Below are 15,312 nucleotides of genomic sequence, written 5' to 3' on the forward strand. Positions count from 1 at the left end.
TATTTATTAATCAAATTCAAATTTTAATTTTAACAACATGAAAAATTTAAAAACAATTGCAATAGCATTATTCGTAGCAGCAGCTGGAATCTCAGTAAACGCTCAAACTAAAAAAATCGACGTAAAAGCATCTACTATTAAATGGGTAGGTAAAAAAGTAACTGGAGAACACTCTGGAACTGTAAACTTCAAAGAAGGTGCAGTAGTTTTCAAAGGAAAAAAATTAGTTGGTGGTAGCTTCACAGTTGACATGACTTCTTTAACTTCTACAGATTTAACTGGAGAATACCAAGGAAAATTAAACGGTCACTTAAAAGCTGACGATTTCTTCGGAACTGACAAATTCCCAACTTCAAAATTAGTTTTCAAAACTATCGGTGCAAAATCTGCTGACGTTTATACTGTAACTGCAGATTTAACTATCAAAGGAATCACTAAACCAGTAACTTTTGATATCACTGTAAAAGGAAACACTGCTACAACTGCTTTCAAAGTTGACAGAACTAAATACGATATTAAATACGGTTCAGGTAGCTTCTTTGAAGGTTTAGGAGACAAAACTATCAGCGACGAATTTGAATTAGCTGTAGCTTTAAAATTCTAATATTTCAAGCTTACTAGTTCGTAAATATTACAAACCCCAGCAGTTCACACTGTTGGGGTTTATTTTTTTTAAAAACTTTTCATAACCTTAACGTTCTTAATAGTATAATAACGCTTTCGTAATAAGTATCAGAGCTTTGATTAACATACGGCTTCTATTTTTGGGACAATTAAAAAATCACAAACTAGAAATTAAAATTATAGTTATGAAAACAAAATTACGTATTGCATGCATAAGTCTAATTACCAGCTTTTTCGTACAAGCTCAACAACAGCCAAAAGGAATAATTGGAACTTCAAATTGGATGAACAACTGGACGAGCTTTAAACCAGCTGCTAATGACTATGGCGAAGCAACTAATATAATTGCCGGAACAATTGATAAAGATATGCGATTAGTAAAACGTAATGTTTACCATTTAGTTGGTGTTGTGTACGTTACAAATAATGCAACTTTAACGATCGAGCCGGGGACTGTAATACGAGGTGATGATAAAACCTGCGGAACTCTTGTAATCACAAATGGTTCAAAAATTGTAGCAGAAGGATTAGAAACTGATCCAATTATTTTCACTTCAGAAAACGAAATAAACAATAGAAAGCCAGGTGACTGGGGTGGAATTATCGTTTTAGGAAAAGCTCCAATAAACACTTTAGGAGGTATTCATACTTTGCCTTTTGATTTAGATCCAACCTTAAATCACTATGGAGGTCAAGATCCTGAAGATAATTCAGGAATTCTAAAATATGTTAGAATCGAGTATGCTGGAAGAAAATTAAGTGCTTCTAAAGAACTTAATGGTCTTTCTCTTGCTGGTGTGGGAAGAAAAACAATTGTAAGCAATGTTCAAATTAGCTTTTCTAATGATGATTCTTTTGAATGCTATGGCGGAGATTTGAATTTGACTAATTTGATTTCATTTAGAACAACAGATGATGATTTTGATTTCACGCAAGGTGCTCAGATTAACATCAGTAATAGTATCGCAATTCGCCACCCATTCTCTTCAGATATTTCAGGATCAAGATGTTTTGAAGTAGATTCATACGAAAAAGTTGCCAACACAGACATGACTAAAAAGATGACTAAAATCAATGCAAGCAATATAACTTTGGTTAATCTAGAAGAAAACAATCAAGGTTTAGTAAGAGAATCTGCTTATATTAGAGAAAATACCTATTTCAGTTTAACAAATAGTGTTGTTTCTGGATTTGCTCCTTTTGTTTTATTGGAAGGAAATATTGGAAATGGAGAAGCTAATTTGTCAAAAATTAGTTTTAAAAATGTTATCGCAAACAACTGTACTGGTGAAATCGAAAGCGAATCTGGAAGTAATATTCCTGGTATAAAAAGTTATTATGGCAACCCAGCTTATGGAATAGAATATACTAAACTGAAACTTATTGAATTATTTTCGCTTCCAAACATCAAAGGAAACCCAGATTTTAGATTAAGCGTAAATAACACGGTAGCAAGTGGAAACTAACGAGTTATAGAAGTAAATTCAATTAAAATTTAACAAATTTTCCAGATTCGAAAAGTTTTTTTTCAAATTTTATATACTTCAATTCAAATTACATTTATATATTTGTCACAACAAAAACAGATATGAGAACAATATTAAACAATACTTGGTGGTGGAACAATTTACGTCAGACGTCGTGAACAAAGCTTCCTATGGTATTGTAAAAACTATAAATTTAAAAGGCTTGTCATCACGACAAGCCTTTTTTTTTGGTCCAATTTTAAACAAAAAACAACTAACGAATTAAAAACTATATATTTTGAAACCTTTTATTCTTAATACACATTACAAACAAATTCTGGCAGACACAGCTACGCCGGTGAGTATTTATTTCAAAATCAGAGATAAATTTCCAAACAGTTTATTACTAGAAAGTAGTGATTATCATGGAAATGACAACAGTTTCTCATACATCTGCTGCAATCCAATTGCCACTATTAAAATTGAAAATGAAGTTATCTCTAAAACTTTCCCAGACGGAACTTCAGAAAAAATCAACATTGATTCTTCGACAAATATTCCTCAGGTAATTCAGGAATTCTCAAGCCAATTCAAATCAGAGAAAAACGATTTTAAATTCATCAATAACGGTTTATTCGGATACATTTCTTACGATGCAGTCCGTTATTTCGAAAAAGTTTCAATTGCTAAAAAAGATAACGCGACTTCAATTCCAGATGTTTTTTATGCTGTTTATCAAAACATTATTGCAATTAACCATTTTAAAAATGAAGCTTACATCTTCTGCCATAGTGTAGATAACAAAAACAACATTGCAGAAATCGAGCAATTACTGCAATCAAGAAATATTGCTTCTTATAAATTCTCTAAAGAAGGAGAAGGTTTCTCTAACTTAACTGATGAGGAATTTAAAGCAAATGTGGCTTTAGCCAAAAAACATTGCTACCGTGGAGATGTTTTCCAATTGGTTCTTTCTCGCCGATTTACTCAAGGTTTCAAAGGAGATGAATTCAATGTTTATAGAGCTTTAAGAAGCATTAACCCTTCTCCATATTTATTCTTTTTTGATTATGGAGATTTCAAAATATTTGGTTCTTCGCCAGAAGCACAAATTATCGTAAAAGATAGAAAAGCAGAAATTCATCCAATTGCGGGAACTTTCAAAAGAACTGGAAACGACGAACGCGATGCGCTTTTAGCTAAAGAACTTTCGGAAGATAAAAAAGAAAACAGCGAACACGTTATGCTGGTTGATCTGGCAAGAAATGATTTAAGCCGAAATGGTCACGATGTTAATGTAGAAAAATATAGAGAAGTTCAGTTTTTCTCTCACGTAATCCACTTAGTATCAAAAGTTACGGGACATTTACACGAAAAAGCAACTACAATGCAAGTTGTAGCAGACACTTTCCCAGCAGGAACCTTGAGTGGTGCGCCAAAACATAGAGCAATGCAACTAATTGAAGACTGCGAAAAAACAAATCGTAATTTTTACGGAGGCGCAATTGGAGTTATGGATTTTGACGGAAACTTTAATCACGCGATTATGATTCGAACTTTCCTTTCTAAAAATCACCAATTGCACTGTCAGGCCGGTGCAGGAATTGTAGCAAGTTCTGACGAAGAAAGCGAAATGCAGGAAGTTTATAATAAGTTAAGAGCATTAAACACCGCTCTTGAAATGGCAGAGAAAATATAAGTTTTTTTGTTTCAGGTTTCAAGTTTCAAGTTGTTTGGACGTGAACTTGAAACTTGAAACAAAGAAAACTTGAAACAATTAACTAACAAACCCTAAAAAACCATGAAAAAAGCAATTTCAATTTTAATTTTAATTATTACCCTAACGTCATGCAACTCTGAAAAGAGAAACCCAATTGAAGGAACCTGGCGTCTTATATCAGCTGAAACGACTGAAAAAGATTCTACTTTTTCAACTTTTAACCGACATACTAAAATGATTAAAATTATAAATGAAACTCATTTTGCATTTTTAAATCATGATTTGAAAAACGGGAAAGATTCAACAACAGCATTATATTTTGCTGGAGGTGGAAAATATACTTTAAAAGACAGCATTTATACTGAAAATCTAGAGTATTTCAATAACCGCGATTGGGAAAACAACAAATTTGAATTTGTGGTAAAAGTTCAAAACGACACTTTAATTCAAAAAGGAATTGAAAGATTAGAAAAATTAGGAATAGATCGAATAATTATAGAAAAATACGTTCGAGAGAAATAAAAAAATTGGTTTCAGTTTTAAAGTTTCAAGTTTTACGTTCCAACAACTTGAAACCTGAAACAAAGAAAACCTGAAACAAAAAATACACACACGATGAAAAAAATATTAGTTATAGACAATTACGATAGTTTCACTTACAATTTAGTGCACTATTTAGAAGATTTAAACTGCGAAGTTACCGTTTATAGAAACGACGAATTTGATATTGATGAAATTGCATCTTTTGAGAAAATATTGCTTTCTCCAGGACCTGGAATTCCAGATGAAGCAGGTTTGCTAAAAGCCGTAATAGAAAAATACAGTCCAACGAAAAGTATTCTTGGAGTCTGTTTAGGACAACAAGCAATCGGAGAAGTTTTTGGCGGAACACTTTCTAACCTTGATAAAGTATATCATGGAGTTGCAACAAATGTAAAAACCGTTGTAGATGACGAAATTTTGTTTGAAGGTTTAGGAAACGAATTTGAAGTTGGAAGATACCATTCTTGGGTTGTTGACAGCAATTTACCAGAAGATTTAGAAGCCACTTCTGTAGACGAAAATGGTCAAATTATGTCTTTGAGACACAAAAGTTATGACGTAAGAGGCGTTCAATTTCACCCAGAAAGCGTTTTAACACCAAATGGGAAAAAGATTTTAGAGAATTGGATTAAGAGTTAGTTTTAGTCGCAGTCTCAGTTTTCAGTCACAGAAAGCATGAAACAAAAAACCTAGAATCTCAGCATCTTAGAACCTTAGCAACTTTAAAAAAATGATAACAATTTTAGAAACCAGAGAAATCAGCATTGACGACATTTTAGTTTTGTATAAAGCAAACGAATGGAGCTCTGCCAGCAAGCCAAATGAACTTTATAACGGATTATTAAATTCTGAAACATTAGTAACTGCTTGGGAAGGAAAAAAGTTGGTTGGACTAGGAAATGCAATTTCTGATGGATTCTTGACTGTTTATTATCCACACTTATTAGTTCTTCCAGAATATCAGGGAAAAGGAATTGGAAAATTGATTTTGGATAGAATGCAGGAGAAATACAAACATTTTCATATGCAAATGCTAACTGCAGATGGAAAATCAGTTGACTTTTATAAAAAAAATGGTTTTGAAAGAGCAGGAAAAACAGAACCCATGTGGATTTATCAAGGAAACGAACATTAAAAACAAAAACAGCATTCAATTTCAGTAACAGTAAAAAACTTAGTAGCTCAGAAGCTTAGCAACTTAGAATCTTAAAAAAATGAAAACTATATTAAACAAATTAATCAATCACGAAGTGCTTTCTAAAGAAGAGGCAAAACAAGTATTGATTAATATTTCAAGCGGTCAATATAATCCAAGTCAGATTTCGGCTTTTTTGACTGTTTTTATGATGCGAAGCATTACAATTGATGAACTTTCTGGCTTTCGCGAAGCTTTATTAGAATTATGTATTCGCGTTGATTTATCGGCTTACAATACAATCGATTTATGCGGAACGGGTGGTGACGGAAAAGACACTTTCAATATTTCAACTTTAGCTTCTTTTGTATCAGCAGGAGCAGGAATAAAAGTAGCAAAACATGGAAATTACGGAGTTTCATCTATTTCTGGATCAAGCAACGTAATGGAAAAAATGGGAATTAAATTTAGCAACGATCCTTCCTTTTTAGAAAAATGTATCGATCAAGCTGGAATCTGCGTTTTGCATGCTCCCCTATTTCACCCAGCAATGAAAAATGTTGGGCCAATAAGAAAAGAATTGGCGGTAAAAACTTTCTTTAATATGTTGGGACCAATGGTAAATCCAGCCTTTCCACAAAATCAATTGGTTGGAGTTTTCAACTTAGAATTGGCGAGAATGTATGCGTATTTATATCAAAATACTGATACCAATTTCACGATCTTACATTCGCTTGACGGATATGATGAAATTTCGTTAACTGGACCAACCAAAACGATTTCTAACCACATGGAAGGAATGCTGAATCCAGAAGATTTTGGCGTTCGTCTTTTATCTCAAACGGAAATTGAAGGTGGAAAAACCATCGAAGAATCTGCAGAAATTTTCACGAATATCATTTCTGGAAAAGGAAACGAAGCTCAAAACAATGTGGTTTGTGCCAATGCTGCAATGGCAATTTCAACTGTTACAAAATGTTCTCCAATAGAAGGTTTTGAATTAGCAAAAGAAAGCTTGCTATCTGGAAAGGGATTAAAAGCATTACAAAAATTACAAGAATTAAGTAAATAATTTTTTAGTTTCAAGTTTCAGGTTTCAAGTTTCAAGTTGTTGGAACGTGAAACTTGAAACCTGAAACTTGAAACAAATAAATACGATGAACATTTTAGATAAAATAATAATAGATAAAAAAAGAGAAGTGATTTTGAAGAAATCGATTGTACCGGTTTCTCAGTTGGAAGCTTCTGTATTTTTTGGAAAACAAACAATTTCGCTTAGTCAGAAATTAAAAGAAAGTAATTCCGGAATTATTGCAGAACACAAACGCCGTTCTCCTTCAAAATCAATCATCAATAATAATTTTACTGTTGAAGAAGTAGTAAAAGGTTACGAAAATGCTGGCGCATGCGGAATTTCTGTTTTAACTGACGGAAAATATTTCGGTGGTTCACTTGACGATTTACTTTTAGCAAGAGCATCGGTAAATATTCCGCTTTTGCGAAAAGAATTTATTGTTGATGAATACCAGATTTTAGAAGCAAAAGCTCACGGAGCCGATTTAATTTTGTTAATCGCAGCAGTTTTAACTCGCGAAGAAATTAAATCTTTATCTGAATTTGCTAAAAATTTAGGTTTAGAAGTTCTTTTGGAAGTTCATAATCAAGAAGAATTAGAAAAATCGATTATGCCAAGTTTAGACATGATTGGCGTAAATAACAGAAACCTAAAAACTTTCGAAGTAAGTTTAGATTTCAGTAAAGAATTAGCATCGCAAATCCCGAACGATTTTGTAAAAGTTTCTGAAAGCGGAATTTCATCAATTGAAGCCATCCAAGAATTAAAACCGTACGGTTATAAAGGTTTCCTTATTGGAGAAAACTTCATGAAAACTGACAACGCAGGACAAGCCGCAACGGAATTTATTAACAAGCTAAATTTATAAAGGTTTGCCACAAAGTCACAAAGACGCAAATTTAACTTGTACTCGTTTGTAAAAAAACTTAGTGTCTTGGCGTCTTAGTGGTAAAAAAACAAATAAAATTAGTGTCTTAGCGCCTTCGTGGCAAAAAAATAAAAAAAAATGAAACTCAAAATATGCGGCATGAAACATCCAGAAAATATCCTCGAAGTAGGTGCACTCCTACCCGATTATATGGGATTTATTTTCTGGGAAAAGTCCGCTAGATATTGCAACGGGAATGTTCCCGAGTTGATAAAAACAATCAAAAAAGTGGGTGTTTTTGTCAATCAAAGTCAGGAAGAAATTCTGGAAAAAGTAGAAAAATACAATTTACAAGCAGTTCAATTACACGGAGAAGAATCAGCTGAATTTTGTTCAGCGTTAAAAGAAAAACTTCCAAAGAAAATTGAAATTATCAAAGTCTTTTCGGCCGATGAAAATTTTGATTTTGAGATTATAAAGCCTTTTGAAAATGTCTGCGATTATTTTCTGTTTGACACAAAAGGAAAACTTCCAGGCGGGAATGGAACAACTTTCGACTGGACGATATTAAAAAAATACAATTCGAAAAAGCCTTTCTTTTTAAGTGGCGGCATCGGAATGAATGAATTAAAAGCCATTGAAGAAATTTCAAAAACCAAATTACCTATTTATGCTGTCGATGTAAATAGTAAATTTGAAACAGAACCAGGGCTGAAAAATAAAAATCTATTAAGCAATTTCAAACGAAAATTTGATGTTGCCAACTTTTAAAATTTAAATAAAATGAGTTTTAACGTTAACGAAAAAGGATATTACGGAGAATTTGGCGGTGCTTATATTCCAGAAATGTTATATCCAAATGTAGAAGAACTACGTCAGAAGTATTTAAGCATAATGGATGAACCAGATTTTAAAGCAGAGTTCAACCAATTGCTAAAAGATTATGTAGGACGACCAAGTCCGTTGTATTTTGCAAAACGCTTGTCTGAAAAATACAATACCAAAGTTTATCTAAAAAGAGAAGACTTAAACCATACAGGAGCACACAAAGTAAATAATACGATTGGTCAGATTTTATTAGCAAAACGTTTAGGTAAAAAAAGAATTATTGCCGAAACTGGAGCTGGACAACATGGTGTAGCAACTGCAACAGTTTGCGCTTTAATGGGAATTGAATGCATCGTTTACATGGGTGAAATCGACATCGCGCGTCAAGCACCAAACGTAGCGCGTATGAAAATGTTAGGCGCAGAAGTTCGTCCAGCGCTTTCGGGTTCAAGAACTTTAAAAGATGCAACAAACGAAGCAATTCGTGATTGGATCAACAACCCCGTTGATACACATTATATCATTGGATCTGCAATTGGACCACATCCTTATCCAGATATGGTGACACGCTTCCAAAGCATTATTTCTGAGGAAATCAAATGGCAGTTAAAAGAAAAAGAAGGTCGTGAAAATCCTGATTACGTTGTGGCTTGTATAGGTGGAGGAAGTAATGCCGCTGGAACTTATTATCATTTTTTACACGAACCAGAAGTTGGAATTATTGCTGTTGAAGCTGCCGGAAAAGGTGTTGACAGTGGACACAGCGCCGCTACTAGTAAATTAGGAAAAGTTGGTGTTATTCATGGCTGTAAAACACTTTTAATGCAGACACAAGACGGACAAATTACAGAACCTTATTCTATTTCAGCAGGTTTGGATTATCCTGGAGTTGGACCTTTACATGCGCATTTAGCTCAAACTGGACGTGGAGAATTTTTCTCTGTAACTGATGATGATGCTATGAACGCTGGACTTCAATTAACAAAATTAGAAGGAATTATTCCAGCAATTGAAAGTGCACACGCTTTTGCAGTTTTAGATCAGAAAAAATTTAAACCGACAGATGTTGTAGTAATCAGTCTTTCTGGACGTGGAGATAAAGATTTAGATAATTATATTGAATATTTTAAATTGTAATAAAAGTTATACTTTTGGATAATTTACTTTAATGAATTAAGTTTTTATTCAAAATAACCAAATAACGAGAAAATAGTAATTATGGAAAAGTTATTCTCATACGGAACATTACGATCAAAAGAAATTCAAAGACAAATTTTTAATAGAGTATTAACTGGTACTGCAGATCAAGTATTAGGCTATAAACTTAAAAGTTTAAAAATTGAAGAAGAGTTTGGAATGGCCGATTATGTTGTAGCAGTAGCCAGCGAAAATCCAACAGATACTATACACGGTGTAATTTTCACGATTTCTAACGCAGATTTAGCAAAAGTAGATCTGTTTGAATCTAATGCTTACAGAAGAGTTCAGGTAACATTACAGTCGGGAGAAACCGCTTGGATTTATATCGAAAATTAACATTAAAAAAATGATTTTAGCTGCGGCGCAAACAAAACCAAAACGCGGAGATATATCTGCTAATTTACTGAATCATTATTATCTTATTGAATTAGCGGCTCAAAACGGCGCCAATTTGATTGCTTTTCCTGAACTATCGATTACTGGATATGAAAGAAAAAATGCAGAAGCATTAGTTTTTACAGAAGATGATTATCGAATCGATCATTTAAAAGAATTATCTGTTAGAAATAATATGGTCATTATTGCTGGAGCGCCAATTCTGATAGATTCGAAAATGTTTATTGGCGAATTTATTATAACTCCAGATGATTCGGTTTCTATTTATACGAAACAGTTTTTGCATGAAGGAGAAGATGATTTTTTTCAATCTTCGTTGGATCATAATCCAATGATTACAATCGAGGACCAAAATATTTCATTTGCAATTTGTGCCGATATTGATAATCCGCTGCATCCTGAAAATGCGAAGAAAAGAAACACTGATATTTATATTGCCAGTATTTTCTTTTCTCCAAATGGAATTCCGAATGCGTACCGAGATTTACAAAATTATGCTGCAAAACATAAAATGAATGTTTTGATGTCGAATTTCAGTGGAGAATCTTGGGGATCGCCGTCAGCAGTCAAAGCGCATTTTGGAACAACAAAGGAGAATTAGTTGCCCAAATGAATGATTCAGATTCTGGATTATTGCTTGTTGAAAAACAAGGTGATGATTGGACGAGTAAAATTATCATTAATTTAAGTAAAAAAACACCTAACAGTTTTGAAAACTTGTTGGGATAAAAAAATATTAAAATGAACAGAATAACTCAAAAGTTACAAGAAGATAAAAAGATACTTTCTATTTATTTTTCTGCTGGATATCCTAATTTAAATGATACTGTGCAGATGATTCAGGATTTAGAAAAAAATGGAGTTGATTTAATCGAAATCGGACTTCCTTTTAGCGATCCTTTAGCAGATGGCCCAACAATTCAGGCGAGTTCTACACAAGCGCTTCATAACGGAATGACGACTCAAATTCTATTCGATCAGCTGAAGAACATTCGCGAAAGCGTAAAAATTCCGTTGATTATTATGGGATATTTTAATCCGATGTTACAATACGGCGTTGAAGCTTTCTGTAAAAAATGTGCTGAAATTGGAATTGACGGTTTAATTATTCCAGATCTTCCAGTTGACGTTTATGCAGATGAGTACAAAGCGATTTTCGAAAAATATGGTTTAATTAATGTGTTTTTGATTACGCCACAAACTTCAGACGAAAGAATTCGTTTTATTGACAGCGTTTCAAATGGATTTATTTATATGGTAAGTTCTGCAAGTGTTACAGGATCTCAAGCTGGTTTTGGAAATACTCAGGAAACTTATTTCGAAAGAATTGCCAACATGAATTTGAAAAATCCTCAAATTGTTGGTTTCGGAATTTCGAATAAAGAGACTTTCAATCAGGCAACAAAATATGCAAAAGGTGCTATTATTGGAAGTGCTTTTATCAAACATTTGAGCGAAAACGGAAGTGGGAAAATTGAGGAATTTGTTGGAGAGATTCGATAGATTATAAATTTACAAAATACAACACGGCATTTATTTTTTTAAGTGTCGTTTTTTTTATGCGATGATATTAATGCATATATTTAAACGATAACTATTATTTCAGAATAACACATGAAAAAAATTCAGTTAATTTTAGCTTTATCTTTTATTATCTCAAGTTGTCAAAAAAAATCTGACTACTCGAAATTAACTTATAATCAAAAGGCAAACGAATTAATTCAGCAAGTCCTTATAAATGACTCTTGCAATTGTGTTATGGAAATATCAGATATGCCAATGGTTAAAACAAGCATGGTAGAAAATCCTAGATTCGATATTAGGAAAGAAATAGTAAAAAAACTACACTTAAAGAGCAAGGAGCAATTGGATAGTTTGGAAAACATTTCTAAAAGTTTTATTCTAGATACTGTTTATTTAAAACGTAAAAGCATAACGATTATTAAGCGAGATTCTATAACTATTTCAAATATAATTAAATATCATGGTCGTGAACTAATAAAAAGATGTCCTAATGGAGTTTTAAGCTTTACAAAGCCAATTATATATGAAGAAGGTCGAATTGCATTAGTAGATGCTAAGGTTGCTTTTTTTAGCTGTCTTTCAAGTCCATTAAAAATTTACAATTACAGAAATGAAAAATGGGTTTCTGATGAAAATTAAAAGCAATATTAAAAAATTGACAAAGATTAAGACCTTTTTATTGTGGAGTTATTAATGAAGATTCCTCATTCGTTAGAAGAACAAAAAAAATTAACAAAAGCTGAAATACTAGGTATTTCAGCTTTTTTATTTTAACTAATTCCAGAACAAATTAACATAAATTATCGAAACCGTTTTATGTTAATATTGTGTTAAAATAAAATTAAACAAGCGTTTAAATTAAACAACTGTTTAATTTTGCATCCGATTAGAAACACTATCATGTCAAACATCGAATTAAACGATAAAAAAATTCAAATTCTTAACGTCGCTGAAAAGCTATTTTCTGAGAAAGGATTTGAGGGTACATCGATACGGGACATCTCCAAAGAGGCAAAAATTAATATTGCCATGGTCTCGTATTATTTTGGTTCAAAAGAAAGGCTTTTGGAAGCTCTAATTCTCTACAAAACGGTTGATTTAAAATTACAACTCGAAAATTTATTACAGGAAAATCTTGAACCACTTGAAAAAGTCAATAAATTAATCGAAATTTACATTAGTAGAATTTGCCTTAACAAGGGGATTTACAGGGTTTTACATTTTGAACTTAACAGTAAAAAAAGAGAAAAAAGCTTAAATGCTTTTACAGAACTTAAAAAAGGAAACTTAAAATCTGTTGAAAGTATTATAAAGCAAGGACAAGATCAAGGAGTTATCAGAAAAGATATTAATATTCAACTGATTACACCAACAATTATTGGAACCTTTTTTCACTTTCATATGAATCGCTCTTTCTTCGAAGAATTACTGGATTTAAAAACAGAGGAAATGTTTAACAATTACATTAAAAACGATCTTACAAAGCACATTCAACAAACTATAAAAGCGCTACTTGTTTATGAAAATTAGTCAATTAATGCTCTTTGGAGTTTTCTTTATCGGAATATCTTCAATGGAAGCACAAGAAAAAACAAGTTTAACCTTGGGCGAGGCCGTACAAATGGCTTGGGAAAAGAGTAACGAAGTTACGCTTGCCAATACTAAGGTAAACACAAAAATGTACGAATTAAAAACCGTAAAAAACAATCAGTACCCAGATCTTAAAATTTCTGGCCAATATCAGCGTCTTACAAAAGCATCTATTGATTTGCCAAATCAAGGTGAAAGTGCTTCATTAGCTTCTCCGGACAGAGCAATGCTTGGAATGGCAAATTTAAGTCTTCCTATTTTTGCTGGATTTAAAATTCAAAGTAGCATTGATGCGTATGAAGGAATGTACGAGGCTGAAACTGCTAACGCTGCAAAAACTAAAGAAGATGTGGCTTTAAAAGCAATCACTTATTATACAGCACTATACAAAGCTCAAAAAACATTAGATGTTTTAAATGAAAACCAAAAAAGTGCTAAACAACGTGTTACTGATTTTACAGAATTAGAGAAAAACGGAATTATCCCAAGAAATGATTTATTGAAAGCACAATTATTAGTTTCTAAAACGCAATTATCTATCGATGAAGCTAATAATAATATTAATAACATCAATTACTACCTAACTACTTTGCTTAAATTAGATCCTAATGTAAAAATTGAGGTAAATGAAGAGGATTTCTTTAATCTTAAAACAAGCAATACTATAACATCTGATGCTGTTGCACTTGAGAGCAGAAAAGATTTAGAAGCAATAAGATTGCAAAGCAAAGCTTCTGAAGCTAATGTAAAAATTGCAAAAGCAGGATATTATCCAGCAATCTCATTACTTGGTGGTTATACAGCGTTGGATCTTAAAGATATCATAACTGTAAAATATGCTATGAATTTTGGAATCGGACTTTCTTATGATTTGTCAGGAATTCTAAAAAACAATGTGCATGTTAAAGAGGCAGAAAGCAGAGCTTTAGAAGTAAAAAATACAGAAGCTATTATGACTGACCGAATTAAAGTTGAAGTTCAAAAATCTATTGAAGACTACGACTTAGCAATCAATCAAAGTGTTGTTTATGACGAAGCGCTTCAACAGGCAGCAGAAAATTATAGATTAGTAAAAGATAAATTTGACAATGGTTTATCTGATACTAATGATTTGGTAGAAGCTGATGTAGAACATTTAAATGCCAAAATTCAAACTGCTTTATCAAAAGCAACAATTATTCAAAAATATTACGAATTACTTTCAGTATCAGGACAATTATCACAATCATTCAATCTTTCTAAAATATAATCGATAGCTCTCATGGAAAAGAAAAAGACAAATAAAAAATTCATCATCATATTAACCGTAATGGTTTTATTGGGAGGAACTTACGGAATATCAAAATATTTACACGGTCAAGCTCACGAAGAAACAGATGATGCTCAAATCGAGAAAAAAATGAATCCGATTATCCCTAGAGTTTCAGGATATATCAGCAAAGTTTATGTGAAAGATAATGATTATGTAAAAAAAGGAGATACTTTGTTTACAATCGACAAGAGAGATTATCAATTAAAAATCGATGAAGCAAACGCTGCATTATTAGGAGCTGAAGGTCAATACGAAGCTGCAAAAGCTGATATTGGAAGTGCTTATGCAAGTATTTCTGTTTCAGATGCTCAAATGAGATCTGCAAGCGGTTCTATTGAAAGTGCAAGAATTAGATTGAGACAGCTTACAAACGATTATAACCGTTACAATAACTTGTACAAAACTCATACAATTACGAAACAACAATATGAGCAAGCTTTATCAGCAAAAGAAGAAGCTGAAAACCAAGTAAGAGTTTTAGAACAACAACAAAAAGCTACTTCTTACCAAAAATCTGTTATTCAGTCAAAATCTAAAGTTTCTGATAAACAAACAGAAGTTGCTGCTGCAAATATCAAAAAAGCAAGAACAATGCTAGATGTTGCACATTTAAATCTTTCTTATACTGTAGTTACTGCTGCAATTGATGGTCAGGTTTCTAAAGTTGATATCCAACCGGGACAATTAGTTCAGCCAGGACAATCTTTATTCTACATCATTAATAACAGTGAGGCTTGGGTTGTAGCTAACTTTAAAGAAACGCAATTGAATAAAATGGTGATCGGACAAAAAGTAAGCTTAAAAGTTGATGCATATCCAAACTACGAATTCAAAGGAACTGTAACATCATTTTCTCCTGCAACAGGATCTCGTTTTTCATTGTTACCTCCTGATAACGCAACAGGAAACTTCGTAAAAACAATTCAGAGATTACCAGTAAAAATTAGTATCGATCAATCAAACGATCCTGAAAAAGTAAAATTATTACGCCCAGGTATGAACGTTGATGTAGACGTACATTTAAAATAAAT

The 15,312-nt window shown here is 32.5% G+C and carries 17 protein-coding genes; all 17 read left to right on the forward strand.

Going from position 1 to position 15,312, the window contains the following annotated elements:
• Positions 1-37 precede the first annotated feature (37 nt).
• Positions 38-604, forward strand: a complete 567-nt coding sequence (locus OD917_RS01950) for a YceI family protein (RefSeq protein WP_263521860.1) — start codon at positions 38-40, stop codon at positions 602-604.
• A gap of 205 nt (positions 605-809) precedes the next feature.
• Entirely contained in the window at positions 810-2,090 is a 1,281-nt protein-coding gene (locus OD917_RS01955; protein WP_263521861.1) for a hypothetical protein, read from the forward strand.
• A 298-nt stretch (positions 2,091-2,388) separates the two neighbouring features.
• The gene (locus OD917_RS01960) at positions 2,389-3,789 is read left to right on the forward strand and encodes an anthranilate synthase component I family protein (protein ID WP_263521862.1); all 1,401 of its coding nucleotides are present in this window, start codon (positions 2,389-2,391) and stop codon (positions 3,787-3,789) included.
• Between the two features lie 102 nt (positions 3,790-3,891).
• On the forward strand, positions 3,892-4,332 hold the full coding sequence (locus tag OD917_RS01965) for a hypothetical protein (protein ID WP_263521863.1): 441 nt from the start codon (positions 3,892-3,894) through the stop codon (positions 4,330-4,332).
• Positions 4,333-4,425: 93 nt separating this feature from the next.
• Positions 4,426-4,992 carry an anthranilate synthase component II gene (locus OD917_RS01970; RefSeq protein ID WP_263521864.1) on the forward strand — a complete coding sequence of 189 codons (567 nt, stop codon included), beginning with the start codon at positions 4,426-4,428 and terminating at the stop codon, positions 4,990-4,992.
• 91 nt (positions 4,993-5,083) lie between these two features.
• Complete coding sequence (locus OD917_RS01975; RefSeq protein WP_263521865.1) at positions 5,084-5,488, forward strand: GNAT family N-acetyltransferase; 405 nt, start codon at positions 5,084-5,086, stop codon at positions 5,486-5,488.
• 79 nt (positions 5,489-5,567) lie between these two features.
• A complete protein-coding gene (gene trpD / locus OD917_RS01980; protein WP_263521866.1) occupies positions 5,568-6,560 on the forward strand; it encodes an anthranilate phosphoribosyltransferase in 993 nt (330 codons plus the stop codon).
• A gap of 85 nt (positions 6,561-6,645) precedes the next feature.
• A complete protein-coding gene (gene trpC, locus OD917_RS01985; RefSeq protein WP_263521867.1) occupies positions 6,646-7,431 on the forward strand; it encodes an indole-3-glycerol phosphate synthase TrpC in 786 nt (261 codons plus the stop codon).
• A gap of 138 nt (positions 7,432-7,569) precedes the next feature.
• Complete coding sequence (locus OD917_RS01990) at positions 7,570-8,202, forward strand: phosphoribosylanthranilate isomerase (protein ID WP_263521868.1); 633 nt, start codon at positions 7,570-7,572, stop codon at positions 8,200-8,202.
• Between the two features lie 12 nt (positions 8,203-8,214).
• Entirely contained in the window at positions 8,215-9,396 is a 1,182-nt protein-coding gene (gene trpB, locus OD917_RS01995; RefSeq protein ID WP_263521869.1) for a tryptophan synthase subunit beta, read from the forward strand.
• An 81-nt stretch (positions 9,397-9,477) separates the two neighbouring features.
• A complete protein-coding gene (locus OD917_RS02000; protein WP_263521870.1) occupies positions 9,478-9,795 on the forward strand; it encodes a gamma-glutamylcyclotransferase family protein in 318 nt (105 codons plus the stop codon).
• A gap of 10 nt (positions 9,796-9,805) precedes the next feature.
• A complete protein-coding gene (locus OD917_RS02005) occupies positions 9,806-10,456 on the forward strand; it encodes a carbon-nitrogen hydrolase family protein (protein ID WP_263521871.1) in 651 nt (216 codons plus the stop codon).
• A 140-nt stretch (positions 10,457-10,596) separates the two neighbouring features.
• On the forward strand, positions 10,597-11,358 hold the full coding sequence (trpA, locus tag OD917_RS02010) for a tryptophan synthase subunit alpha (protein ID WP_263521872.1): 762 nt from the start codon (positions 10,597-10,599) through the stop codon (positions 11,356-11,358).
• A 111-nt stretch (positions 11,359-11,469) separates the two neighbouring features.
• Positions 11,470-12,018, forward strand: a complete 549-nt coding sequence (locus OD917_RS02015) for a hypothetical protein (RefSeq protein ID WP_263521873.1) — start codon at positions 11,470-11,472, stop codon at positions 12,016-12,018.
• Positions 12,019-12,279: 261 nt separating this feature from the next.
• On the forward strand, positions 12,280-12,909 hold the full coding sequence (locus OD917_RS02020; RefSeq protein WP_263521874.1) for a TetR/AcrR family transcriptional regulator: 630 nt from the start codon (positions 12,280-12,282) through the stop codon (positions 12,907-12,909).
• Positions 12,899-14,218 (forward strand): TolC family protein, encoded by a 1,320-nt coding sequence (locus OD917_RS02025; protein ID WP_263521875.1) that lies wholly within the window; start codon positions 12,899-12,901, stop codon positions 14,216-14,218. The genes OD917_RS02020 and OD917_RS02025 overlap by 11 nt, the downstream gene beginning before the upstream one ends.
• 12 nt (positions 14,219-14,230) lie before the next feature.
• The gene (locus OD917_RS02030) at positions 14,231-15,310 is read left to right on the forward strand and encodes an HlyD family secretion protein (RefSeq protein WP_263521876.1); all 1,080 of its coding nucleotides are present in this window, start codon (positions 14,231-14,233) and stop codon (positions 15,308-15,310) included.
• The last annotated feature ends 2 nt before the right edge of the window (positions 15,311-15,312 follow it).

The sequence above is a fragment of the Flavobacterium sp. SH_e genome (assembly GCF_025717045.1).
Taxonomy (GTDB): domain Bacteria; phylum Bacteroidota; class Bacteroidia; order Flavobacteriales; family Flavobacteriaceae; genus Flavobacterium.